This is a genomic window from Synechococcus sp. Cruz CV12-2-Slac-r (assembly GCF_024346075.1).
In the GTDB taxonomy this organism is placed as follows: Bacteria; Cyanobacteriota; Cyanobacteriia; order PCC-6307; family Cyanobiaceae; genus Synechococcus_D.
In genome coordinates this window covers 1-23,186 of the sequence record NZ_JAGQEK010000006.1, presented here as the reverse complement: position 1 = coordinate 23,186, position 23,186 = coordinate 1, and the positions used below count along the sequence as shown (strand labels likewise).

Below are 23,186 nucleotides of genomic sequence, written 5' to 3'. Positions count from 1 at the left end.
AGTTAGCAGGAATTGATTTACCCAATTGCCTGCAGGTATTGCAGCCCTATGCCGTTGAAGCTCGTTATGAGGAAGGTTCTGGAACAGGAACTTTGAACTCAGTTATTGCGTTTTCAGGCAGTTCCAATGAAATAGCGCCTAGGCGGGCCCCTCGAAAATCATCCAGCAGTTTGGTGGCCATTCGCAGGCTGTCGCCACCGGTATGGCGGTTGGCGGAAGCCGCAAACCAACTTTCCACATCCGGTGCACCAGAATCCAAAAACGTTAATTCCAGGCCGTAGCGCTTTTGCAACAAATTGGGAGCAACCCCAGCAGCGGCTGTGCCTTCTAGCTGCGTGAGCATTGTTAAAAAAGCTTTTGCAACCGCTTCTGAGTCGTAGGCGGCTTGGCCAATGTCGTCGCAAAGTGCAAGCCGTAAAGCCGCCATCTGATCATCAAGCCGTGGTGGCAACACCCCCGGTGCATCTAATAAATCAATGTCTTGGCCCAATCTCACCCAACGCAGGCTTCGGGTAACCCCTGCCCTACGGGCGCTGGCAACTACTTTCTGACGCACCAGCCTATTGATCAGGGCCGATTTCCCCACATTTGGGAACCCCAACATCAAAGCTCGCACTGGCCGCGGCTTCATATCACGATCAGCTCTGCGGCTGTTGAGGCTGTTGCCAGCGCGGATTGCTGCCTGTTGCAATTGTTTAACGCCAGTTCCCACCTTGGCATCGCACCACCAAGGGGTTTGGCCCTGCAATCGAAACCAGGCATCCCATTGCTGCTGAGCTTCTTTGCTCACCATGTCGCGGCGATTCAACACCAAAAGGTGTTGCTTGTCTTTGATCCAACGTTGCAACCTGGGATGGCCAGTGGCATTGGGGATGCGCGCATCGCGCACTTCAATTACAAGATCAACTTTTGCTAGATGGCCATTGAGGGCTCTCTCCGCCTTGGCGATGTGGCCTGGATACCACTGAATCGCCGGAGCGGCGCTACTAAGCATTAGGGCACCACCAATACTGCACATGGTGCCAGTTGAATCACGCGGGCAGCAGTGCTTTGTTGATCGCTGTCGAGGCTGATGCCACGGGTGCCCATCACGATTAGGTCTGCTTCGATTTCATCGGCCACATCACCTATTACAAAAGCAGGGTTACCTTCCCGTTCAATTACCTCACAGTTGATGCCGGCCCGTTGAAACGTGTCGTGGGCTTGTTGCAGCAGTTGTGCCACGCCATCGGCATTAGCCATGCTGCTATCGCTTGGATCCACTACCGAAAGCAACACCAATCGGCTGTTGTGCTGCTGCACCATTTTCATTGCTGTTGCAGCGGTATCAAGGGCGCTGCGGCTGTGGTCTAGGGGGAACAGGATCGTGCCAAACATTTATTGCGCATAACCAACACAACCCTTGTCTTAGCTCGCCAATCGCTTGTGGCAAGTGATTCCGAGTTAATCTCAGCAGCGTTGCCCCAATTGTTACCCATGGCTAAGCGCTCTCTCACCGTTCTCACCGCTGATGAGTTGCGCTCAAAACGCGTGTTGGTGCGGGTTGATTTCAATGTGCCCCTCGATGAAGCCGGTGCCATCAGCGATGACACCCGCATCCGCGCTGCTTTACCCACAATCAATCACCTGATCAGCAACGGTGCCAAGGTGATTTTGGCCGCTCACTTCGGCAGGCCCAAAGGTGAGGTGAATGAAGCGATGCGGCTAACACCAGTGGCTGTTCGTTTAACTGAACTGCTTGGTAAGCCTGTTCTTAAAACAGAAAGTTGCATCGGCCCAGATGCTGAAGCCAAGGTGGCAGCAATGGCAGATGGTGATGTGGTGCTGCTGGAGAACGTGCGCTTTTTTGCAGAGGAAGAAAAAAATGACCCAGTTTTTGCTGCCAAGTTGGCAAAGCTGGCTGATATGTATGTGAATGATGCTTTTGGTGCAGCTCACCGCGCCCACGCCTCCACCGAAGGTGTAACAGCTCACCTCAAACCCAGTGTGGCGGGCTTGTTGATGGAAAAAGAGCTGCAATATTTACAGGGTGCAATCGATGAGCCAAAACGCCCCTTAGCCGCGATTGTTGGTGGCTCCAAGGTGAGCAGCAAAATTGGTGTTTTGGAAGCGTTGATCGATAAATGCGACAAGGTTTTAATCGGTGGCGGCATGATCTTTACCTTCTACAAAGCCCGCGGTTTAGCTGTTGGTAAGAGTTTGGTAGAGGAGGACAAGCTGGAGCTAGCTAAGGAATTAGAGGCCAAAGCTGCTGCCAAGGGTGTGCAGTTGTTGTTGCCAACTGATGTGGTGCTGGCCGACAACTTTTCCCCTGATGCCAACACTCAAACAGTGGCAATTGATGTGATCCCCGATGGCTGGATGGGTTTAGATATTGGTCCAGATTCAATCAAAGCGTTTCAAGCGGCCTTGGCTGATTGCAAAACTGTGATTTGGAATGGCCCGATGGGTGTTTTTGAATTCGATAAATTTGCAGCCGGCACAAATGCCATTGCCCACACCCTGGCTGAATTAAGCGGCAGCGGTTGTTGCACGATCATTGGTGGTGGCGATTCCGTTGCAGCAGTTGAAAAGGTTGGTGTTGCCAACAAGATGTCTCATATCTCCACCGGTGGTGGCGCCAGCCTTGAGCTGTTGGAGGGCAAGGTGTTGCCTGGGGTAGCTGCCCTTAATGAGGCTTGATTTGATCGCCTGTTGTGGTTACTGATCGGGAACGGGAACTGTCTAAGCAGTTTTGGCAACAACGTAAGGGGGGGCGCTTATTGCCCCGCCGCGGAGCTCCGCTGGGCCGCAAGGCCCGTTGGTGGCTCCTAGTATTCGCGTTAGCATTCGCGCTTGCACTAATACTGGGCCGCTAAATATATTTATTTTTACAAACTTCCTTAATTAGCGGCGCGATACCACCCGCACCATGCGGCTCACGCTAACGGTGCCTTCTGGGTGCATTAAAAGCACAGCCCAAGATTGGCTTCCTGGTTTATATGGAGCCTGGATTGTTTTGAAAATACCGCCGCCATTTAAAGCCCCGAGAGATATTTCAGGGCTACGCAAATTAGCGATTGCTTCTTTGGATACTTCCACAATGCCGCCAGCTATAACAGCATCTTTTAGCGGTTCATCCACTACCACATCAAAATCATAACGCTGGCCTGTTAATACCTCCTCCGGGGCTATTACACTCACTTCAAGATCTTTTTTGCCGCTGCGCAAGATAGATTCCTGGCCAATTATTTCTTGGGAACTTAATTTTTTACCGTTTTGTTGCACCGCTAACTTTTGATTTGCTTCTAAGCGAAAACTACGGCCTGCTTCTTGATGGCTACCGGTAACTTTTATGAGCAGAGTGCTGCGGCCGTCTTTGAGATCTGGCCCATTGCTCAATTGCCAGCGGGCATCTCCAAAGGTTTGCCGCAGCATTTGCACCCTGCTTTCTAAGCCGGCGGGGTTTAGGCCTGGTCCCTTTTCTAAAAGAGCATTGAGGCCAGCGCTGTTGTTGTTATTGAGTGCATTTTCCAATGCGCGCACTAAATCATCACTCAAACGTGCTTGGGCGCTGGGCTGTATTGCGGCGATCGGCACTAAGGCAATTAAGGCTCCAAGGGCGTGGGGAAATAAACGCCGCAGGGAAACAAACACGAAAACTGCACTAACTAGCTTTAAGTTAGGCGCCGCCTGCCCCAAGTTCATGGCCCGGCTTTTGATCGCTGCCAGCGGCACTGGTGGCCACTTATTTCCGGCCCTCGCCGTGGCAGATCGCATGCCATCTGAATGGCAGGTGAGCTGGCTTGGGGTGCCTGATCGCCTCGAGCGTGAGCTTGTGCCAACCCATTACCCGTTGCATACGGTGCGGGCTGGCGGTTTGCAGGGGCGTGGTTTTAAAAAACTACTGCAGTTGTGGCAGTTGCTTGCGAGCACCATTCCTGTTGCGCAGTTGTTGCGCCGTCAGCAATGCGAGGTGGTATTCACCACTGGTGGCTACATAGCTGCGCCAGCGATATTGGCAGCTAAATGGTGCGGCATCCCTGTGGTGTTGCATGAATCAAATGCCACACCAGGCCGCGTTACCCGCTTGCTTGGCCGCTATTGCCAAAAAGTTGCTCTTGGGTTTCCCCAGGCGCAACAATTTCTGCCCGCATGCCACCCCCTGGTTACCGGCACCCCTGTGAGGCAGGGCTTTCTTGCCCCAGCCCCTTGCCCTGAGTGGGTGCCACAGGGAAAGGGGCCCTTGCTGCTGGTGATTGGTGGCAGCCAGGGGGCATTGGGGTTGAATCGGATGGTGCGGCCGGTGCTGCCTGCGTTGTTAGCTAAGGGTTGCAGAGTTGTGCAACTCAGCGGCAGCCATGATCCAGATTTCGGCAGCCTGCAGCATCCCGGCTATGTGGAGCGGCAATTCAGCAACGAAATCCCTGGCCTATTGCAGCATTGCAACCTGGCAATAAGTTGGGCTGGGGCTGGCAGCATTAGCGAACTTGCGGCCTGCAACACCCCTGCCCTATTGGTGCCGTTCCCCCAAGCGGCCGATAATCATCAAGTAGCAAACGCCGAGGCGTGTATGGCGGTTGGCGCAGCCGTATTAATGCTGCAGCATCAACCTGAGGGGCAGCCCTTGAGCCGCATGCTTTGGCGTTTGCTAGGCCCTCGTTTAAGGGGCGCCGAGGGGTGCGCAGATCCGCTAACGCAGTTAGCAGCAGGCATGGCCCGGCTAGCGGTGCGGGATGCGGATCAGCAATTGGTGCATTTGCTGTGTGAATTAAGCATGGCTACGCGGACCCGCCGCCGCTGAATTTATTGAGTTTTCTCGGCCGATTTTAGATTCATCATCCAGGCTGCTCACCGCGCCAACCCCAGCTAGATCGGGAAGGGAGCGGCCTTCGCTTAAGGCAGCAGCAAGGCTTAGTAATTCAGCGTTCAAACGCAAACCCACCGAACGACCCACCGATTCCCCTTTGCTATCAAAAAGTTGGAGGTGTGGGATGCCGTTTACCTGCCAGCGTTGCAATTCTGGTTGCCAGGTGGGGTTATCAACGTTGAGCATCACCAAATTGATTTCAGGATGTTGTTTTTCGAGGTCTGCCATGGCAGGTGCCATGCTGCGACAGGCTTCACACCAATCGGCATAAAATTCCACAAGGCTTGGTTTGCCGTTGCTTAGGGCTTGATTTAGGGGTATCGAACGGCGCGCCAATTGATCGAGCAGATCACCAGGGCCGAGCGTTCCTTGCAACCAGGTGATTGCCACCACCAGTAGGGCAACAGCTAGCAATACCAATTGAGGTATGCGGCGAGCAGGGGTGGGGGAAGCTCCCATGGCAGCCAGAAATAAGAATCGCTGCCATGCTGGCAGCACTATGAAAATCTTGCCTTGAAACGCAGGCTCACACTGCTGTTTCCCCGTGAGGCGGTGCATCAGCCGATCACTTACCGCCTGGCGGTTGATTACGACGTGGCATCCCGCATCATCAAGGCCCAAATGGCCCCAAATCAACGGGGCACCATGGTGGTGGAACTCTCCGGCGACATAGATGAGCTGGCGGCAGCTGAGCAATGGTTAAGGGATCTTGGGCTAGAGATCACCAGTGCCGCTGGAGAAATACATATCGATCCGGAGCGTTGCGTGGATTGCGGCATCTGCTCCAGTGTGTGCCCTAGTGGTGCTTTGAGTTGCAGGGCACCAAAATGGCAATTGCAGTTTGATCTGCGCCGCTGTGTTGTTTGCGAACAATGCATAGCGGTATGCCCCCTGGATGCCATCAGCCTCACCCTTTAACAACAGCATTATTTGCAAGCGCATCTTTGTTATGAACGGATCTGTGAAATTGTTACTACTGCCTCTCAGGGCACCGATGATCACCCTGCTGGGGTTGATTAGTTTTTATTTGGGTGTTCATTGGGGATTTCAACAAGATCTACTTAGGGGTAACGGGATAGATGCAACAATGGTGGATGAAGCATATTGGATTTTTAATTTAGCCCAAGTATTTGTTATTACACTTTTTTGCACATTGCCAGATTTGGTGTTACGCCAGATATCTTTATTTATGGCAGCAAGCAAAGTTTTAACGCTTGTAGTAACGCTTTTTTTGGTTGTGGTTGGAGGCATGTATTTACTGTATCTTCCGGGCTTTTCAGAATTTTTGATATTAGCTAGCGCTTTATTGCTGGCAAGGCTTGATTTGGTGCGTTTAAGAATTTGGCCATCATCTTGGCTGGCTTTGTTTGGCTTTACTGCATTTATGATGTTTTTTATAACCTATGGTGAAATGATGCATCTGGAATTGCATAAATGGCCCATGATAAGAAGCCTGCTACAGCTGAAACTTTAGGGAGCCAATAAGTTAAATAGTTAAAATGTATTTAAATTATTTAAGGCGGCTCAGCTGTTCGTAGCTAAACTTGCCACCGAGCACACTTTTTACATAGATTCTAGTTTCAGGATATGGAATTGTTTCCACCCATAATTCAGGAATTTGCTGCAATGTTTCATTTTGCCAGCTGCCTGCAGCCCCTGGCCCGGCGTTGTAACTGGCAACAGCAAGGAAGATATTACCTTTTGATTCCACAAGCATTTGTTTTAAATAGCGCCCCCCCAGTTGGGAATTAAGGCTTGCTTTTTCCAGCTCCATATCCGTGAGTTTTACCCCTGCTAGTTCCTGCGCCGTAGCGGGCATCAGTTGCAGAAGCCCCACCGCCCCAGCCGGCGACCGCACCGTTGTATTGAGGCGTGATTCCTGCCGGGCTACCCCTTGCAGCAGCAGTGGTTCGATCCCCGCTTTGCGAGCAGCAGCGCCAAGTTCTGCGCTGAAACTTAAGGGATGCCTCTGCTTCTCCAGAAGGCTTTGTTGTTCTTTGTTGCTGGCTACTCCAGCCAGGGCTGCGCTATCAAGTTGAGCAAGCCCTAGCCAGCTATCCCCCACTGAAAGCCGCAACTGGCCTTCCCTCCAAAGATCTGCAGCTGTTTGCGCCGATTGGCCCAAGCGCCAGGTGCGCCAATGCTCCCAAGCTTCAGCATGCAAGCCCAGGCTTTCTAATTTTGCTAACGGTGCGGGCAGTAAACCAGCGCTTTTTGCAGCTTGCGCTGGCGCTGGCGCTGTAACCCCCAAGCGAACACTGGCCCGCCAGGCGTAATAGCCATAGGGATATTGCTGCAATTGGTTTTGCCAAATAGCCCTTGCCTCTGCTTTTTGGCCCTGCTGCCAGGCGCATAACCCCATCCAAAAGCGGCTGCGCGCAGCGATTGGAGCGCTTTGTTTATCTGGGTTTGCTTGGGCGAGGAAGTTGTAGGCCTTTGCCCATTGGCGTTTTACAAGTAATTCTCTAGTTATTTGCCAGGCCTTGCTTGTGGCACTGAGCGGTTCAACTTGTTCTTGCAGCTTTGTTTTTTTATCGCCTAGGCAGCGATTGGCAGCTGCTAGATCCCCTTGGGCAACTAAGCCAGCTGCCAGTAGTTGCTTGTTTTCAGCGCTTACAGGCTGTTTCGATTGCTTGCAGGCGGCTGCCATTGCTGCCCCGGCACCAGGCCAGCGCTTGCCATAACGAGCCAGGTGCAAACCTGCTTCGCTGCCACCCTTTTGCTGGTGCCACTTAACCGCTGCGGCTAAGGCAGCGGGATGGGCTGGGAATTGTTTAAACAATTCCACCGGTTTGCTTAAGGCGTAAAGGGCATCAGCGCTGGGGGGAGCGGCGGGAAACTGTCTAAACAGGTATTGCCAACTCTTTTTAGCTGCTTCTGTTTGGCCTAATTGCGCTTGGGCTAGGGCCTCCAATTTGAGGCTGATTGGCGCCAGAAGTGTCTCCTGCCTGGGATTTCCCCAACCTTGCCCCCGCAATAATTGCAATTGGCTGGCGCTATCAACTACTTGGCCTACAAGGATTAGGCGTGCCTCCCTGCGACGCTGTGGATCGGGATCAAACCTGGCGCTGCGGCGTAAAAAAGATAAATCGCTATTGCTATTAAGGCTGGGCCTTTGGCGTAGTAGCTGCTGCTGCAATAGCGCTAAAGCAATGGCAGTGCCCAAGGCAACAGCAGCTAATCCCACTGCTCCCCGTTGTTTTAAGCCCAACACTTTTTCTGTGCCATTGGCGCTGGCATCGTATGGGGGCAACAATGGCTTTGTTGATCCGGCTATTCCAATTGCTTAATTCAGCGCTCGGATTTTTACAGCGGTTGCAGCGCTATTTAGGGCCAGATCTTTTGCCCTTAGAGCTGCAAAAACGCCGCTGTGCCGTAGCCGTAGCCCTAGGCCTTGGCAGTTGGTTATTGCGGCCAATTCCACCTTTTCAGTGGTTGCCCGGGGCTGTAATTGGCGCCTTGCTGCTTTGGGGCGCCATTGAACTTGCGGCCCTTGCTTGGCGGCCCCAACGCTGGCAGTAGGGGGATCTAGCTGGTGATCAGCAGCTGCGGTTACCCTGCGGGCAAGAGATTTTTCTGCCATGGCTGATCTTTCTGGCCACCCGGTGGGTTCCCCTTTCCCTGCAGGTGTGAGCTTTGGCACCGATGGCATTCGCGGCCGCGTTGGCACTTTGATGACCCCCGCCTTAGCTCTTCAGGTGGGCTACTGGGGCGGGCAGGTGTTGCAAGGGGAGGGGCCAGTGTTAATCGGCCGCGATTCCCGCACTAGTGGGGCAATGTTGACTGCTGCTTTGGAAGCTGGCCTCACTGCCGCTGGCCGTGAGGTGTGGAACCTGGGTTTATGCCCCACACCCGCTGTGGCGCGGTTGGTGCAACAGCTCGGGGCAGCAGGTGGCGTGATGGTTTCGGCTAGCCATAACCCGCCGCAAGACAACGGCATCAAGTTGTTTGCAGCTGGTGGCGCCAAGTTGGGTAGGCGGCAACAGCAGGCGATTGAGTTGGGTTTGCGGGGAGAATTAACCCCAGCGCTCAACCGTTGCGGCAACATCTATCAACGCCAAGACCTGCTTGATAACTACCGCCAATTGGTGCGGCAGGGGCTGGTTGATAACCAGCTCAGCGGTAGACGCATCGTTTTGGATCTTTGCTGGGGATCTGCCACTGCCTGCAGCACGGAACTATTTAGGAGCCTTGGCGCTGAAGTGATAGAGCTCCATGGCACCCCTGATGGCGAGGCCATCAATGTGGGTTGCGGTAGCACCCATTTGGAGCCATTGCAGCAGGCGGTGTTGCAACACGGCGCTGAGATGGGTTTTGCTTTTGATGGCGATGCCGATCGGGTGTTGGCAGTGGATGGCCAGGGCCGCTTGGTAGATGGTGATCACATTTTGTTTATGTGGGGCTCTGCTTTAGCGGCAGCGGGCCAGCTGCCAAAACAGTTGCTCATAGCAACTGTGATGAGCAATCTTGGTTTTGAACGGGCCTGGAATAGCCGTGGCGGCGCACTTGAGCGCACTGCTGTGGGAGATCAATTTGTGCATCAAGCGATGGAGCAGCAGGGAGCAGCCCTTGGCGGTGAGCAATCGGGCCATATTCTTTGCGCTCATCACGGCATGAGCGGTGATGGTTTGCTTACTGCTTTGCAACTTGCGGCGCTTTTAGAAAAAGGTGAAACCTTGGCGGATCGCCGCAACCAGAGTTTTGTTTCTTATCCGCAACGCTTGCAAAACGTGCAGGTGCCAAACCGTGAACGCCGTAAGGAATGGCAGAAATGCATCCCGTTAGTGGAAGCGGTGGCCCAGGCAGAGGCGGAAATGGCAGCAGAGGGAAGGGTTTTAGTGCGCGCTTCCGGCACTGAACCGCTACTACGAGTGATGGTGGAGGCCTCTAGCTCGGAATTAGTTGATCGCTGGATTGATACCCTCTCGGTAATTGCAGAGCGGGAATTAAATAAGTAACTCCCCAGCCAGTTGTAATGCGCCATGGCAGGCATCTCCTAGGGGTTTTTGCAGGCTGCAGCCAGGCAGCCGCTGTTGCAACACAGCCTGAAAACTTGCTTGCAGTGGAGCTAGATGTTCGATCGCTCCACCAAAACAGCAAAGCGGCACCTTTTGCATCTCAAGGGCGGTAGCCACACCCTCCACCATCAAGGCCAATTCTTCGCCAGCAATATCTATAACCCGTTGGGCATTGATTTCACCGCTTGCAGCTAGATCGCTCACCAAAGGGGCAAGGCGGGCAAATCCTGCAGCGCCGAAGCTTGGATCAACCACCAGAGCTTTTAATTCATGGGGCTGGCTAACGCCAAGGGCCGCCCACAGCACAGATTTGAGCTTTGTTTCGGGGAGGCGTCCATCGGCCATCCGCAGGCTGAGGGCTAAGCCGTCGCGGCCGATATCCATGGCACTACCCACCCCATCAACCAACCAACCCCAACCAGCACAGCGATGTTGCTTGCCTAATTGATTGCGTCCAACGGCAATGGCGCCAGTGCCGCTGATTAAAACAATGCCTTCTGCTCCAGCGGGAAAGGCGCCGGCAAGGGCAGTGCGTTCATCACCAGTTACCAAAACCGCCTGCATCGCCAGGGTTTCTTGGGCTAATCGGGTGCCAAGGCTTTGAGTGGGGCTCTGGAGCTCAATGCCACTGGCCCCAATCGCAGCAGCTTGGATTGGTTCTTTTAATTCGCAACAACTGCTTGCCGCAATAAAGCTGCTGCGTAGGGCTTGTTGAAATTGTTCTGGGCCGCCGGCACTGCTGAGGTGGCTTACGCCACTGCCTTCCCCTTCCGCTAATACGGTGCCATCAGCTAGAGCAAGGCGGCAGCGGGTATGGGTTTGGCCTGCATCAAATCCAGCCAAAACGATTGATTTAGTCATCCGTTTGTTTGGCGCCAAGGGTTGCGAGCACAAACCAGCCGCTGATTTGCACCTCAGGCCTAAAAAAGATCGTATCTACAAAGCCATGGCCCGCTAATCCCACCAAAGCAGCAATTGCACCAAGGCAAGGCAGGCTTAAAAACAAATCTCTATAGATCTGGCTGAAGCCAATTTTTAAGCTTGTAATTAGCAATCCAAAAACCGCAAGCAAACCGGGAATGCCGGTTTCAACTGCAAGTTCAAGGGGTACTGAATAGGCACTTAAAGCGGTGAAACGCGGCTGTTGGTAAAGGGGATAGATCAAGTTGAAAATTGTGTTTCCAGGGCCAATACCAAGCCAGGGGCGATCTTGAATCATCTCGATAGCTGCTAACCACACATTGATGCGGAAGTTGTTGGAGCTATCTTCCCGGCCGGCAGCCATGCTCATCAACCGCACCCGCAGTGGTTCCACCTTCACGGCTGCAACCACTAAGGCCAGCACCACAAAAGCGATTACTAATGGCGGCAACCAGCGTTTTAAAGGAGCTGCCAGTAAGTGGCTGAAACGTAGTAATAGGAGTAGGCCTAAAACAGCAAGGGCCAGCACCATGCCAATCCAGCCGCCTCGGCTGTAGGTGAACAGCATTGCAACGGCACCTAATAAAAAGCTAGTAAGGGCAAATAAGCGCAACCAAGGGCTCCGCCAACGCAGCAAAGCCACTAAGGCAAGCGGCAAGATTGGGATTAAATATCCAGCAAGTAAATTCGGATTTTCAAGGCTGCTGTAGATCCGCTGCGTGCCATCAGCAACAGAATTTGGATCAGCCCAACGGGCTAACTCAGTGGTGTCGCCATATAACTGGCGCAAGCCGATCACGGCAGTAATTAGCTCCCCCAGCAGCAGGCCAGCGAGTAATCGATCCCACCAACGGGGGGCTTCATCCAAAAGCCTGCGCATCAATGCATAAACACCTAAGTAACTCAATAATTTGAATAAACCTTTTGCAGCAGCAGCAGGCACGGGCGAAAACCCTGTTGCGAGCAGCGCCAAGGCGAGATAAGCCAGCAACCAGCCATTAATTGCCCCCAGTGGTTTTGAGCTTGGGGGGGCGGAAAGGCACCACACAAGCCACAACACACTGCAAGCGCTTATCAATAAGCCAAGCCCGCCGCGATCGGCGAGGGGTAGCAGCAGCAGCAGCGCTACCAATAACCCCCCCGCCAGCTGTGGCAATAGAGGTGCTAGCCGGCTTGATTTTGCGCCTCCATGCCATAGCCCCTGCCAACGCAGCAACCACGGGATCGCAGGGGTTGAAACCATAAACGGCACTTTTAAAACTTAGTTGGTTTGGATTATGGAGCCAGCGCGTTTTGCAAAGAGCCTGCGATAAACAGGAAGGTTTTTTTCGAGCACCTGAGCTTCCCTCTCAGTGGCATAGGGAAAAGGGTTTAGCTCCATCCAGCTGCCGCCATCGCAGGGGTAAAAAACATGAGTGTTATCAATAGCCTGGCAATTATCAACAGCCTCCAGCATTAAGCGAATCACCTCGGGCACATCACTTTGCAGAAATAGTTGTGCATCAGGCGCCATCGCCTTCGCTAGGGCAGTGATTAAAGATGGTTGCACCATTCGGCGTTTGTGGTGCCTTTTTTTAAACCATGGATCCGGGTATTGAATTGTTACCAGCTTCAAAAGATTTGGTGGTAATTGTTGTAGCCAATCTTCAAGGCTAATATTGGCATTACAAAAAAGAAAATAGAGATTCGTTAGTTCCAGCTTGCGGCGATCAGCCTCCGCTAAATCCACCAATGGCCTGCGGATTTCAAGGCCTAAGTGATTGTGGTTTTGCCTTTGGGGAGCGAGGGCTAAAAGAAAGCGCCCCCTGGCGCAGCCAATATCTAGGTGGAGGGGAAGGGCTGGATCTGGAAACAGCTCAGCAATTGCTGGCAGCTGGCGTTCCAGCTGGTAAAAACTGCTGAGGGGATTTACGTGTTGCCGCAACTACTTACCAGGCTCTAGCTCAGGGTTTGGCACAAGGAAAGCCCAGCTTGCGGTGTAGCCATGCATTTGGGTGCTGCCTGCCACGGGGCCGATCTCACCATTGCAAAACAAACCGGCAACGGGCACATCAGGGAAAAGTTCACGGCAGAGGCCCACATCAACATTTTCTTCGCCATAGAGCCCCTTCCCACGACCAAGGCAGGCAAAAAGCAAGGCAGCTAGGGGTTTTGGCTGTTGCTGCTGCTGGATTTTTAGCAGTTCATGCAATTCCTGGCGTGAGCTGTTGCCATCGCGCAATTGGAATTGCAGTTGCTGCCCAATGCGTAAGCGATCGGCTACTGCAATTGCGCCAAGGCGCGGATCCATACCCATCAAATTGCGCACTAAAAAGGGCGATACCTGTGGTGTTTCTGGATTTGGCATGGTGAAGCTCTCCTTACCTAAACCCACAAACAGGGCATTGCGCAGTAGATCGCGATCACTGCTGGGCAGCTCGCCGATCAGGCCTTGTAAGGCCGCTAGGGGGTTCTGCAAGGCATCGCCCTGGCGTAATTCCAGCAGCACATTGCGTTGAGCTTGAGCCACTTCAAATATGGGGCCAATCGGCCGGCAGCCTTGAGCAACCAATGGCTGAAGGCTGAAGGTGCCGCTGATCACGCAACCCACAGCACCGCTGCAAACTTGATCGCCAAAAAACAAACCACCATGGTTTGCGCTGTGTTGACCAGCCAAGCCGCCGAGCTTGGCCATGCTTGGGTAACCGTAATCAAGGCCGCTGATCAGGTCGTTTATGCCACTACTGGCTGGATCAATCCAAATCAACATCGCTCCACCGGCTTCTGGATCTGCCCCAACGGCCTCCATCCAGGGTTCCCGGGGCCCATCGAGATCGGGCAATTTGTTGAGGTTTATCTGAAATGGGCTCAGTTTTACCCCCGGTAAGCGCATCAAAGTGATGCTGATAGCTGGGCCGGATTCGATTTCTTGCGGTATTCCGGTTGTATTTGTGCCAATTACGCCACCACCGCAAGCGCCGAGCCAGTGGCTACAGCGCAATTGCTTTTGCAGCAAAGGCAGCAGCCTTGGTAAATCACTGGCGTAACTACTACTGGCAAATACAAGGGCGAGATCCATCTCACCAAGCCCTTTCAATTGCTGGGCTAATTCAGCAACCGCTTGCTCCAGTGCAGGCTGCTGGGAAAGGGCAGTGCGCACCAGAGGAGTGGATTTGCTGCCTTTAAACAGTTGCAGCATGAAGGGGCGGATAGTTTTTCGACCTTAATGCCAGTGCTGAACTGATTGCGGATCATGTTGCGGATAATGGCCCAAACTCAATCTTTTCCATGGCCCTTCCTCTGCTACGCAGTTTGGTGTGGATGATTTATCGCTTGGAGCTGGTGTTCGCCGTGGGTTTACCACTGGTGTTACTGGTGTGGGCGGCAATGCGGCAGGAGCCTGCTTTGGTGCGATTGCTGAATTTGTATTGGAAAGTGAGCAGCTTGCTGGGGATCACAGTGCTGCTGATGGCAGCAGCTAGGCCAATGGCATTCATAACGGCCACCTTGGCCCAGTTATTGATTGTGGTGTCGTTGTGGTTTTGGGTAGATCTAAATGAAGAGTTGGCCGATCTGCCGCCGTTTCGAGCCTTGCCTTTCACGATGCGGCTGTGGCGTTGGGCCTTAACGGCATTAAGCCTGCTGGGATTTGGCTTGAGTGCAATGGCCTTGGGTTGCGCTTGGGGGCAAGCACCAGCAGCTAGCTGCGCCCTCTGGCTAGAGGCGCCGGGTCATTTCCAAGGGGTGCTGGCTTTGGTGCTGGGCTTCTTCTTTGGCGCCCAATGGACAGCAGCTGTATCTGGCTTCTTTGGTTATTTGGGGCTTGCGGCTTATGGGGTGGGGATAATCCAATGGCTGCTGGTGCGCCTGCCGCGCCAGGGTCGCTTGGCGGGAGGGTTTTAGCTAACTAAGAAGTTGCCAATTAATAACTAATTAATAATTAATTAATAATTTATAATTTATAAAATCACTTCAATGCAACGGCCGCAGATGCTTGGGTGAATTGCATTTTCACCGATATCTGTGCAGTAGTGCCAGCAGCGTTCGCATTTTTCACCAGCGGCACGGGCGATCCGTAAGGTAACGCCATCACTGCAAAATTCAGCCAGAGGTTCAGTAAATGGAGCGGAGTTGAATGATAGTTCGCTAACTAGTAACCAATCTGCCAAGTTGTCAACTTCCGGATAATTGCTAGCAGCTAATTGTTGAAGAGCAGTTGTGAGGGCATCAGCTTGATCACCATGGCCAAGTTCGATCTGCACCTGGGCTTCAAGGGAAGATCCAATCGATGCAGCCTCTTGCTTGTTTCTGCAGCTCTCCAATAAACGATTTATTTGGGATCTCAATTCGATCAAGCTAGTTACATTTGAACTAAGGCTTATTTGCAGCTCGCCTTTCCATTCGTTTGCTGCCGCGGGCCAACCCCGTTGAAATACTGATTTTTCACTAACTTCGTAAGGTAAATTTTGCCAAATATCTTCTGCCATATGGCATAACACCGGTGCAATTAAAGCAGCTAAACGTTCTACAATTAAAGCTAAAACTGTTTGACAGCTGCGGCGGCGATGGGAATCTGCTGCGCTTACATAAAGGCGATCTTTGGCGATATCAAGGTAGAAATTAGAGAGATCAACAACGCAGAAATTTTGAAGCGTTTGAAAGAAGCGATAGAATTCATAATTTTCAAAATACTCGGTAACCTCATCGATCACAAGAGCTGTGCGATATAGCATCCATTTATCTAATAGTGGTAAATTTTCGTAATTTATGGCATCTTCTTTGGGATTGAAATCATGTAAATTGCCCAATAAATATCGAGCTGTATTTCTTACCTTGCGATTCACATCGCCAAGTTGTTTAAGGATGCCAGATCCGAGCGGCACATCAGCTGAATAATCAACTGAGCTTACCCAAAGCCTTAATACATCAGCGCCATAGGCGGGATCTTGTTTCTCATTTTTGCCCCCCTCTACAATTACAGCTGGATCTACAACATTACCCAAGGATTTACTCATTTTTCGCCCTTTTTCATCAAGGGTGAAGCCATGGGTTAATACTTTTAAGTAGGGGGCGCAGCCGTTCACAGCAACAGAAGTGAGCAAACTGCTTTGGAACCAGCCTCGATGTTGATCAGAGCCTTCTAGATAGAGATCTGCTGGATAATTGAGATCAGTTTCTTCCCCAAGAACACTGGCCCAGGATGAGCCTGAATCAAACCACACGTCCATTGTGTCTGTGCCTTTGCGCCATTGATCTGCCTCTGCGGCATAGCTTTCGGGTAGCAGATCCGCTTCATCTTTTTCCCACCACACATCAGCGCCATGTTCAGAAATCAGGGCTTGAATATGATTTAAGCTTTCGCTATTTAATAACACTTCTCCACTGCTGCGATGGTAGAAAACCGGGATTGGCACCCCCCAAGTGCGTTGGCGGCTGATGCACCAATCGCCACGTTCTTTAACCATTCCTTCGATGCGATTGCGCCCACTTGCTGGAATCCACTCCACTTCTGATATGGCCTTAAGCGCCTCGCTGCGAAAGCCTTCAACAGATGCAAACCACTGTTCTGTGGCACGGAAAATCGTTGGTTTTTTCGTGCGCCAGTCGTAGGGGTAGCGGTGTTCATAGGGATGCTCTAAGAGAAGAGCATTGGCTTCTTTTAAAGCGCTAATGATCACAGAATTGGCATCTTTTAATACATTTAAACCAGCAAAGATTCCCGCCTCCGCCGTGAGAGTGCCCCCCTCGTCTACGGGGCAGATAACAGGGAGATTGTAGGTTTTGGCGGTATTAAAATCATCCACACCATGGCCTGGAGCAGTGTGCACAAGGCCAGTGCCGGTTTCAGTTGTGATGTAGTCGCCACCTATTACCACTTCACTAATGCGATCTAGGATGGGGTTTTGATAGCTAGTGCCTTCAAGATCAACACCTTTAATGATAAATAAACTTTCTAGATTCAGATCTAACTTGGTGCGTAGATTTTCTACTAAATCCTCTGCAATTATTAAAGTGCGACCTTTCCCATCAGCGCAAACGGCGTAATTAAGTGAACCGTTCACTGCCACTGCTTGGTTTGCGGGCAGGGTCCAGGGGGTGGTGGTCCAAATTGCGAGCTGCAGATTTTCAAGCGCTTGGCATGCAGCTAATGCGGGGCTTGGCTTAAGCACCGCAAAGGCCACATAAACGCTCGGTGAAATATGGCCATCTGGATATTCGAGCTCAGCTTCTGCAAGGGCTGTGCGGGAGCTGGGGCTCCAATGCACAGGCTTTAGGCCGCGATATACATGGCCCGCCAGCACCATCCGGCCAAAAACATCAATTTGAGCCGCTTCATATTTTTTTTGCAGTGTTAGGTAAGGGCTATCCCAATCAGCCCAGATCCCCCACCTGCGAAAGCCCTGCTTTTGGATCTCCACCTGTTCAAGGGCAAAGGCATGGGCGCGACGCCTTAGATCAAGGGGGCTGAGTTTTAAGCGCTCCGCTTGGCTGATGCCTTGCAGCACTTTTAATTCGATTGGTAAGCCATGGCAATCCCAGCCGGGTATGAATCGGGCTCGCCGCCCTTGCATCAGCTGATATTTATTAACAATGTCTTTTAGGGTTTTATTTAAAGCATGGCCCACATGCAACGCTCCATTGGCGTAGGGGGGGCCATCGTGCAGGGTGAAGGGCCTGCCGGGGTTGTGGCGGCTTAATTGCTCGTAGAGGCCTATTTCATGCCAGAAATTTTGGAGTTCTGGTTCACGGGTTTTGGCATTAGCCCGCATTGAAAACGGGGTTTCCAGCAGGTTCAGGCTGTCTTTGTAAGAGATTTTGCTTGCCTGCAACTCTGCAGGGGCATTCAGCTGTTGATTATCCACGCGCACCCATTTTTTTGTTGCTGCTGGTTTTTGGTTTTCTTTCTTTAATGAGCTGAACAGGGTTTGGAGCCTTTTTGCTGTTGCATCTAGGCGCTGGCGCCAAAGGGCAAGATCGGCAAGCTGTTCTTTTTGTTCAGGGGCTAAGGCCTTCCAGCGGTTGGCGGCCACCTCGTTTGTTAAGCGAGCGATTAGCAATCCAGAGCAAAGCACCGCAAGCATTGGGGCACCCCTTAAGCGCTCGGCGGTGGTAATGAGCACCAGGCCTAGCAGCAGCACTAGGGCACCCCAGAAACTATCGCGGGGGCGAGTTAGATCAGAGGCCAGCAACGGCAGGAAAAGCAGTAAGAGGCCGGCAATAAGGGCCAGCACACCAATCAAATTGGCCAGCAATGGGTGGTTTAAGGCTGCCCATATTCAAGCGCTGTTTAGAGTTGCTAATACGCCCACCTGGCGGAATCGGTAGACGCGCTGGTTTTAGGTACCAGTGGCTTAGGTCGTGGGGGTTCAAGTCCCCCGGTGGGCATAAATCTAAAATAAATATGTCGCTAGTCGCAGCACTGGTCTCGCGAGTCCATGGTTGGTGATTATGGGCTCCTGCCTTGGCGGCGCGTGCACTGCTGGTTTCTTTCCTGGCTGCGGCATCACTTGGTTCTGCCTTGCCTTTGCAAGGCGCTTTTCATCAGTTGAGCGCTGGATTCCCAACCCCTGTGGCCGCCAGTTGGTTGCAGTTGCAAGAGTTAGAGCAGCGCCTTGCGCTCCATGGGGTGAAGGTGGTGCATTCCAATAGCTGCCCCAAGGGGTTGGAGGGTCTTTACAACCACCGCATCGGCCAGATCTTGATGTGTAAAAACACCATGCCGCCCCAAGCGGAAACCCACTGGAACACCCTTGCCCATGAATCGGTTCATGTGATGCAGATCTGTAGGGAAGCCGCACCTCTTTCCAAGGGGCTAGATCAGCTGCAGCAGAAAATGATGGCCTCCACCCCGGCGCAGGAAAAGCTGCATATCTTTTCTGCATATCCCCCAGATCAACGCCTTTATGAATTGGAGGCTCGCTGGGTAGCAAATACGTTTCCCCCAGACACGGTGATGGCGCTATTGGATTTGAGTTGCGGAAGGCCTGGTCGCCGCCAACCCACCCATACGTTGCTGCCCCAGCTCATGGCTAAAGAAAACGGTTAAAATCAACTTCCTGGTATTTGCGCCGGTGGCTTTTTAGGCTGGATGTGATGAGCGACTCTGCAGCGCTGCGATCAGTGCCCCGCGAATTTGTTGAACCCCCTCCCGCGTGGAATCCAACGCTGGGATTATTTGTTGGCGGATATTTATTAGCTGCCCTCACTATTTGGGGTTGGTTTGTTGGCCACTGGGGGCTGCCCGTTTTGGTGTTAACAGGATTCCTTGCCCTGCATCTAGAAGGCACTGTTATCCACGATGCCTGCCATAACGCCGCCCATCCAAATAATTTTTGGAATGCCTTTATGGGCCATGGGGCAGCTTTGCTTTTGGGATTTAGCTTTCCTGTTTTCACAAGGGTGCATCTTCAACACCATGCCCATGTAAACGATCCAAAACATGATCCAGACCATATCGTTTCAACTTTTGGACCCCTTTGGCTGATAGCACCAAGATTTTTCTATCACGAATATTTCTTTTTCCAGCGGCGTTTGTGGCGTAGATATGAATTATTTGAATGGGCCCTAGCGCGCACAATCTTTGTTTTTATTATTATTGCGGCCGCTCAGGGGGGGAATTTGCAATTTGTATTTAATTGCTGGTTTGCTCCTGCATTGATGGTGGGCGTAACGCTTGGATTGTTTTTTGATTACCTGCCCCATCGCCCCTTTCATTCAAGAAATCGTTGGCACAATGCCAGGGTATATCCAGGTAAAACGATGAATATTTTAATTATGGGGCAAAATTATCACCTCATACATCACCTCTGGCCATCGATCCCTTGGTTCCTGTATCAAAAGGCTTACCGAGCAACAAAACCACTGCTAGACAAACACAGTTCACCACAAAGAATTGGTATCTTTGAATCTTTTAATGATTTTAGCAATTTTTTATACGATATTATTATTGGAATTCGCAGCCATAGCCGCAATCGATCGAAGTTGCGCTGGCTTGCTGCATTTGCCCCTAGGTTTTCTGATAAAAGAAAGTTGATCTCACTACTTCACAAAACATCAGTAGGCCCTAGATCTTAATCCGCCAATATTTTGGGAACTCGATAAAAATCACCTTCCCTCTCAGGGGCGAGATCTAATAATTCTTCCCTCACTTCTGTTGTATTAACTACATCTTCTCTGCATACATTTACCACCTCCACTGCTCTGGTGGTGGGGGCAACATTAGTTGTATCGATCTCTTCTAATTGAGCAACAAAATCAATAATTTCCTCTAGCTGCGGTGTAAAAGTTTCAATTACTTCATCGCTTAATTGCAGCCGCGCCAGCTGGGCCACTTTGCGTACGTCGTTGGCGCTGATGCGGCTCATGGGGCGCTCGGGGTGAGGAACTCCCCTAGATCTTTGCAGAGGGAGGTGGCGGCTAGATCCAGCAGACGCTCGCCATGGCTTGCTTTTGCTAAATATGGATCAGAACCCATGCGGCCATCGGGGTGGCGGCGGCGGAAATCATCCGGGCCGTGGATTGGTCCGGCGGGTGCTGCTTCCGCTAGGGGTTTTTGCAGTTGTTCGAGGCTTGGTTCAAGGTGCAAGGTGAGGGCAATTTCACTTGGGGTGGCGTGGTGCCCTTCCCGATCGCCATAGAGCTCCCGCGCTTCCCGCATCACAGCACCAGCCATAAACCAATTTGCCAATTTGCATTGCAATTGCGCGGCTACAGGTAGCTGGCGCCGCCGCGCTTCTCCATAGGCTTCAGCAAAAGCAGCACGACTGGTGGCGATGTTGCCGCCATGGCCATTAATTACAAAGATTCGTTCAAAGCCGTGGCCCGCCAGTGAGAGCACCACATCCCGCATCACAGCCAGCAGGGTGCTGGGTTGCAGGCTCACGGTGCCAGGGAAGCCCAGGTGATGTTCAGCCATGCCAAAAGCTTGAACTGGTGTTACGAGCACACCACTGCGGCGCCCCACCTCTAGGGCAACAGCTTCTGCGGTGAGGGCATCGGTGCCGATTGCACCAGTGGGGCCGTGCTGTTCGGTGGAACCAAGTGGAACGATTATTCCCTTGCAGCGCAGTAGGTAGGTTTCAACTTCCGGCCAGCTGCGTAGCTGCAGGCGGATCGCTTCGGTGTTTAAAGCTGGTGAAGTTGTTGTCATCGCTGCAAAATAGTGGCGGAGCCTGCCTAGGATGGCGAAAGCGCGCGGGAGCGCCTCGACCATGTTGCAACGCAAGCTCTATCAGTTCAGCGCAGAACAACGCCCGGTGTGGGTGTTTCTGCGAGATCAGCAACGCTGGATCGAACAGGCCAAAATCCTGGAGATTGAAGGCGATTGCGTTACTTTGCGTTACGACGCTGAGGAAGAAGACGAACTGCACAGCTGGGAAGAAATTGTGCGGATCGATTCAATTGGTGCAGTGAGCACCCGATTGGCATTTTTCAGCCGTAGTGCTGCTTCTGAGGATTTGATCGTGGCTGAGCAAGGTGAATGCCCAGAGGCAGAACAACTAAAACCACAGCCTTAGTGGGCTGTGCCATTGCCGTCGTAGGAATCAGTGTCGTAGTAACCACCGGTGCTGCCAAACACAAACAAACTGATGCTGAACAGCACTGTTAGTAAAGGTAGAAGCTGGCCGAGGGTGATTCCAGTCGATTCCATTGGCCAGCGGTGGGATGCTTATGAATCTCATTCTGACGCTTAAAACCATGGTTGGTTGCCGCGGGTGGTGTGGGTTTTAGGTTTATGGCGGAAATCGCGGATTCTTAGGTGAGCTTTGCTGGTTGTGGCATTACTAATGCTTGGAGGTATTGCCATTAAACCTTTTGGGTTTGATCTCTGCGTTGATTGGTTTAAATATTGATCGCAATTTCCTTAAGTGGTAGATCTGGCTGGAATCGGGTGAATGGGATTCACCATTAGGTCGTTTGTTGCTTAGTGCGGGCAGTTGGGGGCACTTAGAACCTGTTTTAGCTGTGGCTTTGTTATTGGGTGCAGCAAAACCAATGCAACTTCTTAATTTATTGATCGTTGCGATTTACGCCCCATCAGTGTGGCTTGTATCTGCCTGTGGCTCAATTTAATTCGAGGCTTGCCGCAGTGGTTTTTATATCGCCAAGCGCTATCAGATCCTAAAGAGAGGTTGCGTTTTACTTTATTGGCATCGCAATCATTGAATTTACCAATTGTTGTTGGTGATCTTGAGGGTGGCAGCTTGCTTCCAGTGCTAGTTTTAACAGTGATGGCACTTTCGCTTAAAAGTTCGTCTGAAAGTTGAATTTCTATGTTTAATCCACGCAGATTAAAATATATATTTTCTTTTTTCTTAGGACTAATGCTCATCCTGATGTGCAATGGATCCTATGGCCTATTGGCTAAAATTGAAAATAACAATCAAATTCAATCTGTGCAGTCTGTTTCGGATGCTCGACAGGCTGGATTAATTCCTGTTGGGATTTGGATGGAACTTGAGAGAATTTATGATATTTCACTAAAAGATAGTACCTTCCAAGCGGACGGCTTCATAAGTATTAATTTCCCTAAGCAAATTGCGGCTAATGTGAAAAATTTAGGACCTGAAAATCCCTGCTTTACATTTGAAAATGATGTAGAAAGGAGTCAGTATTCGATGCTTAAATATGATCAGAAAGTAAGAAAAGGGGAACGCGCCTATGAAAAAGGATACGAATTTAGCGGAAAGTTTGCGATGGGCGATGCACGGCAGCATCGCCGCAGCCCTTTTAGTGATTTGCATCTAAAGGTAATTGTAAGCCCAATCTGCAATTTTGATTACTCTTCCAGAAAGATTGTTTTAGTATTTGATGATGAGGGAAAGAAATTAAAGGCGGCTAATGTTTTAGCAGCCAATCTGGAAGTGCCAATTGGTTATAATTTCTCTAATTCATCGTTGCAGGCACAAATCAGAAAGTGGCCTGGTATTTCATATTCATGGATGGTTGGTGATGTTGTTCTAAGAACCTCAGCTTGGGCTAGTTTCTTTCGTTGGATAATGCCTTTATTGGTGGTAATGGCAATTGTAATTATTGCACCATCTTTAGGCTCCAGTTATTTTGAAGCCCGCATTGGCATCCCATCGGCATCACTGCTAACGCTTGTGTTTTTACATGATGCTTACCGTAGCGATTTGCCAAATTTTCCATACCTCACTTATCTAGATCGTCTTTATGTTTATGCCTATATAGTGTGCTTATTAATGTTTGTTTTGTTTGTGCTTGATGCCTCTCATGGCTGGTCTAATCGGCCAATGCTAAATATAAATCTACCATTTAATATTAAGCAAACAATTTCGTTTGAGCAAGCGGTGCAATGTTTATGCGTGGTAGGTTTGGTTTTAGTTGCAACAATTTCTTGGTATGTATGAAATTGATGGGGTTCAGCTCGCCCCAAAGCAACTGAAGAAATTTGCACC

25 protein-coding genes and 1 tRNA gene are annotated in these 23,186 nt (G+C 51.3%); 12 read left to right on the top strand and 14 right to left on the bottom strand.

Annotated features, from left to right (window positions below; translation table 11 throughout):
• Positions 1–64 precede the first annotated feature (64 nt).
• Positions 65–994 (bottom strand): ribosome biogenesis GTPase YlqF, encoded by a 930-nt coding sequence (ylqF, locus tag KB557_RS01435; RefSeq protein WP_255131019.1) that lies wholly within the window; start codon positions 992–994, stop codon positions 65–67.
• On the bottom strand, positions 994–1,377 hold the full coding sequence (locus KB557_RS01430) for a universal stress protein (RefSeq protein ID WP_255131018.1): 384 nt from the start codon (positions 1,375–1,377) through the stop codon (positions 994–996). The genes ylqF and KB557_RS01430 overlap by 1 nt, the downstream gene beginning before the upstream one ends.
• A 99-nt stretch (positions 1,378–1,476) precedes the next feature.
• Here KB557_RS01430 and KB557_RS01425 point away from each other — a divergent pair, with 99 nt between their 5' ends.
• Positions 1,477–2,682 carry a phosphoglycerate kinase gene (locus tag KB557_RS01425; protein ID WP_255131017.1) on the top strand — a complete coding sequence of 402 codons (1,206 nt, stop codon included), beginning with the start codon at positions 1,477–1,479 and terminating at the stop codon, positions 2,680–2,682.
• A gap of 204 nt (positions 2,683–2,886) precedes the next feature.
• Here KB557_RS01425 and KB557_RS01420 read toward each other — a convergent pair whose 3' ends face one another.
• The gene (locus KB557_RS01420) at positions 2,887–3,636 is read right to left on the bottom strand and encodes a hypothetical protein (RefSeq protein WP_255131016.1); all 750 of its coding nucleotides are present in this window, start codon (positions 3,634–3,636) and stop codon (positions 2,887–2,889) included.
• 49 nt (positions 3,637–3,685) lie between these two features.
• Here KB557_RS01420 and KB557_RS01415 point away from each other — a divergent pair, with 49 nt between their 5' ends.
• A complete protein-coding gene (locus KB557_RS01415) occupies positions 3,686–4,783 on the top strand; it encodes a glycosyltransferase (protein WP_255131015.1) in 1,098 nt (365 codons plus the stop codon).
• Here the strand turns inward: KB557_RS01415 and KB557_RS01410 are convergent.
• Entirely contained in the window at positions 4,751–5,308 is a 558-nt protein-coding gene (locus KB557_RS01410) for a thioredoxin domain-containing protein (protein ID WP_255131014.1), read from the bottom strand. The genes KB557_RS01415 and KB557_RS01410 overlap by 33 nt on opposite strands.
• A gap of 54 nt (positions 5,309–5,362) precedes the next feature.
• Between KB557_RS01410 and KB557_RS01405 the strand changes: the two genes are divergently transcribed.
• Together KB557_RS01405 and KB557_RS01400 are read left to right on the top strand one after the other, a co-directional pair.
• Positions 5,363–5,767 carry a 4Fe-4S binding protein gene (locus tag KB557_RS01405; protein WP_255131013.1) on the top strand — a complete coding sequence of 135 codons (405 nt, stop codon included), beginning with the start codon at positions 5,363–5,365 and terminating at the stop codon, positions 5,765–5,767.
• A gap of 31 nt (positions 5,768–5,798) precedes the next feature.
• Entirely contained in the window at positions 5,799–6,323 is a 525-nt protein-coding gene (locus KB557_RS01400) for a hypothetical protein (RefSeq protein WP_255131012.1), read from the top strand.
• A 36-nt stretch (positions 6,324–6,359) separates the two neighbouring features.
• On the opposite strand, the gene KB557_RS01395 is transcribed toward KB557_RS01400, so the two are convergent.
• Positions 6,360–8,105, bottom strand: a complete 1,746-nt coding sequence (locus KB557_RS01395) for a lytic transglycosylase domain-containing protein (protein WP_255131011.1) — start codon at positions 8,103–8,105, stop codon at positions 6,360–6,362.
• Here KB557_RS01395 and KB557_RS01390 point away from each other — a divergent pair.
• A complete protein-coding gene (locus KB557_RS01390; protein ID WP_255131010.1) occupies positions 8,105–8,371 on the top strand; it encodes a hypothetical protein in 267 nt (88 codons plus the stop codon). The two genes, KB557_RS01395 and KB557_RS01390, sit on opposite strands and share 1 nt — an antisense overlap.
• A 59-nt stretch (positions 8,372–8,430) precedes the next feature.
• Positions 8,431–9,807 carry a phosphoglucosamine mutase gene (glmM, locus tag KB557_RS01385; RefSeq protein WP_255131009.1) on the top strand — a complete coding sequence of 459 codons (1,377 nt, stop codon included), beginning with the start codon at positions 8,431–8,433 and terminating at the stop codon, positions 9,805–9,807.
• On the opposite strand, the gene KB557_RS01380 is transcribed toward glmM, so the two are convergent.
• The 4 genes from KB557_RS01380 to KB557_RS01365 are packed head-to-tail and all read right to left on the bottom strand — an operon-like array spanning position 9,796 to position 13,966.
• The gene (locus tag KB557_RS01380) at positions 9,796–10,728 is read right to left on the bottom strand and encodes a BadF/BadG/BcrA/BcrD ATPase family protein (RefSeq protein WP_255131008.1); all 933 of its coding nucleotides are present in this window, start codon (positions 10,726–10,728) and stop codon (positions 9,796–9,798) included. The genes glmM and KB557_RS01380 overlap by 12 nt on opposite strands.
• On the bottom strand, positions 10,721–12,031 hold the full coding sequence (locus KB557_RS01375) for an IctB family putative bicarbonate transporter (RefSeq protein WP_255131007.1): 1,311 nt from the start codon (positions 12,029–12,031) through the stop codon (positions 10,721–10,723). The genes KB557_RS01380 and KB557_RS01375 overlap by 8 nt, the downstream gene beginning before the upstream one ends.
• Positions 12,032–12,049: 18 nt before the next feature.
• Positions 12,050–12,712, bottom strand: coding sequence for a tRNA (guanosine(46)-N7)-methyltransferase TrmB (gene trmB, locus KB557_RS01370; protein ID WP_255131006.1), 663 nt, complete (start codon positions 12,710–12,712; stop codon positions 12,050–12,052).
• Entirely contained in the window at positions 12,713–13,966 is a 1,254-nt protein-coding gene (locus tag KB557_RS01365; protein WP_255131005.1) for an FIST N-terminal domain-containing protein, read from the bottom strand.
• 89 nt (positions 13,967–14,055) lie between these two features.
• Between KB557_RS01365 and KB557_RS01360 the strand changes: the two genes are divergently transcribed.
• Positions 14,056–14,670, top strand: a complete 615-nt coding sequence (locus KB557_RS01360; RefSeq protein WP_255131004.1) for a DUF3177 family protein — start codon at positions 14,056–14,058, stop codon at positions 14,668–14,670.
• Positions 14,671–14,726: 56 nt separating this feature from the next.
• Here the strand turns inward: KB557_RS01360 and ileS are convergent, their stop codons facing one another.
• On the bottom strand, positions 14,727–18,020 hold the full coding sequence (ileS, locus tag KB557_RS01355) for an isoleucine--tRNA ligase (protein WP_255131003.1): 3,294 nt from the start codon (positions 18,018–18,020) through the stop codon (positions 14,727–14,729).
• Between the two features lie 51 nt (positions 18,021–18,071).
• Between ileS and KB557_RS01350 the strand changes: the two genes are divergently transcribed.
• The 3 genes from KB557_RS01350 (at position 18,072) to crtR (ending at position 19,842) form a co-directional block, all read left to right on the top strand.
• A tRNA-Leu gene (locus KB557_RS01350) sits at positions 18,072–18,153 on the top strand.
• Between the two features lie 76 nt (positions 18,154–18,229).
• Positions 18,230–18,814, top strand: a complete 585-nt coding sequence (locus KB557_RS01345; protein WP_255131002.1) for a hypothetical protein — start codon at positions 18,230–18,232, stop codon at positions 18,812–18,814.
• Between the two features lie 47 nt (positions 18,815–18,861).
• Positions 18,862–19,842: a beta-carotene hydroxylase gene (gene crtR / locus KB557_RS01340; protein ID WP_255131001.1), complete on the top strand. Its 981-nt coding sequence runs from the start codon at positions 18,862–18,864 to the stop codon at positions 19,840–19,842.
• Here crtR and gatC read toward each other — a convergent pair.
• Together gatC and KB557_RS01330 are read right to left on the bottom strand one after the other, a co-directional pair.
• Entirely contained in the window at positions 19,839–20,132 is a 294-nt protein-coding gene (gene gatC / locus KB557_RS01335) for an Asp-tRNA(Asn)/Glu-tRNA(Gln) amidotransferase subunit GatC (RefSeq protein ID WP_255131000.1), read from the bottom strand. The genes crtR and gatC overlap by 4 nt on opposite strands.
• Complete coding sequence (locus tag KB557_RS01330; protein ID WP_255130999.1) at positions 20,129–20,917, bottom strand: creatininase family protein; 789 nt, start codon at positions 20,915–20,917, stop codon at positions 20,129–20,131. Before KB557_RS01330 ends, gatC begins: the two co-directional genes overlap by 4 nt.
• 61 nt (positions 20,918–20,978) lie before the next feature.
• Here KB557_RS01330 and KB557_RS01325 point away from each other — a divergent pair, with 61 nt between their 5' ends.
• Positions 20,979–21,284: a DUF6679 family protein gene (locus tag KB557_RS01325; RefSeq protein ID WP_255131029.1), complete on the top strand. Its 306-nt coding sequence runs from the start codon at positions 20,979–20,981 to the stop codon at positions 21,282–21,284.
• Here the strand turns inward: KB557_RS01325 and KB557_RS01320 are convergent.
• Positions 21,281–21,418: a hypothetical protein gene (locus KB557_RS01320; RefSeq protein ID WP_255130998.1), complete on the bottom strand. Its 138-nt coding sequence runs from the start codon at positions 21,416–21,418 to the stop codon at positions 21,281–21,283. The genes KB557_RS01325 and KB557_RS01320 overlap by 4 nt on opposite strands.
• Positions 21,419–21,772: 354 nt before the next feature.
• On the bottom strand, positions 21,773–22,099 hold the full coding sequence (locus tag KB557_RS01315; protein ID WP_255130997.1) for a hypothetical protein: 327 nt from the start codon (positions 22,097–22,099) through the stop codon (positions 21,773–21,775).
• Between the two features lie 28 nt (positions 22,100–22,127).
• Here KB557_RS01315 and KB557_RS01310 point away from each other — a divergent pair, with 28 nt between their 5' ends.
• Positions 22,128–23,138, top strand: a complete 1,011-nt coding sequence (locus KB557_RS01310; protein ID WP_255130996.1) for a hypothetical protein — start codon at positions 22,128–22,130, stop codon at positions 23,136–23,138.
• Positions 23,139–23,186 lie beyond the last annotated feature (48 nt).

Coding starts and splice junctions, on each gene's coding strand:
- ylqF (WP_255131019.1), bottom strand. CDS start 994: ATGCTTAGTAGCGCCGCTCCGGCGATTCAGTGGTATCCAGGCCACATC.
- KB557_RS01430 (WP_255131018.1), bottom strand. CDS start 1,377: ATGTTTGGCACGATCCTGTTCCCCCTAGACCACAGCCGCAGCGCCCTT.
- KB557_RS01425 (WP_255131017.1), top strand. CDS start 1,477: ATGGCTAAGCGCTCTCTCACCGTTCTCACCGCTGATGAGTTGCGCTCA.
- KB557_RS01415 (WP_255131015.1), top strand. CDS start 3,686: ATGGCCCGGCTTTTGATCGCTGCCAGCGGCACTGGTGGCCACTTATTT.
- KB557_RS01410 (WP_255131014.1), bottom strand. CDS start 5,308: ATGGGAGCTTCCCCCACCCCTGCTCGCCGCATACCTCAATTGGTATTG.
- KB557_RS01400 (WP_255131012.1), top strand. CDS start 5,799: ATGAACGGATCTGTGAAATTGTTACTACTGCCTCTCAGGGCACCGATG.
- KB557_RS01390 (WP_255131010.1), top strand. CDS start 8,105: ATGGCTTTGTTGATCCGGCTATTCCAATTGCTTAATTCAGCGCTCGGA.
- glmM (WP_255131009.1), top strand. CDS start 8,431: ATGGCTGATCTTTCTGGCCACCCGGTGGGTTCCCCTTTCCCTGCAGGT.
- KB557_RS01380 (WP_255131008.1), bottom strand. CDS start 10,728: ATGACTAAATCAATCGTTTTGGCTGGATTTGATGCAGGCCAAACCCAT.
- KB557_RS01375 (WP_255131007.1), bottom strand. CDS start 12,031: ATGGTTTCAACCCCTGCGATCCCGTGGTTGCTGCGTTGGCAGGGGCTA.
- KB557_RS01365 (WP_255131005.1), bottom strand. CDS start 13,966: ATGCTGCAACTGTTTAAAGGCAGCAAATCCACTCCTCTGGTGCGCACT.
- KB557_RS01360 (WP_255131004.1), top strand. CDS start 14,056: ATGGCCCTTCCTCTGCTACGCAGTTTGGTGTGGATGATTTATCGCTTG.
- crtR (WP_255131001.1), top strand. CDS start 18,862: ATGAGCGACTCTGCAGCGCTGCGATCAGTGCCCCGCGAATTTGTTGAA.
- gatC (WP_255131000.1), bottom strand. CDS start 20,132: ATGAGCCGCATCAGCGCCAACGACGTACGCAAAGTGGCCCAGCTGGCG.
- KB557_RS01330 (WP_255130999.1), bottom strand. CDS start 20,917: ATGACAACAACTTCACCAGCTTTAAACACCGAAGCGATCCGCCTGCAG.
- KB557_RS01325 (WP_255131029.1), top strand. CDS start 20,979: ATGTTGCAACGCAAGCTCTATCAGTTCAGCGCAGAACAACGCCCGGTG.
- KB557_RS01320 (WP_255130998.1), bottom strand. CDS start 21,418: ATGGAATCGACTGGAATCACCCTCGGCCAGCTTCTACCTTTACTAACA.
- KB557_RS01315 (WP_255130997.1), bottom strand. CDS start 22,099: ATGAGCATTAGTCCTAAGAAAAAAGAAAATATATATTTTAATCTGCGT.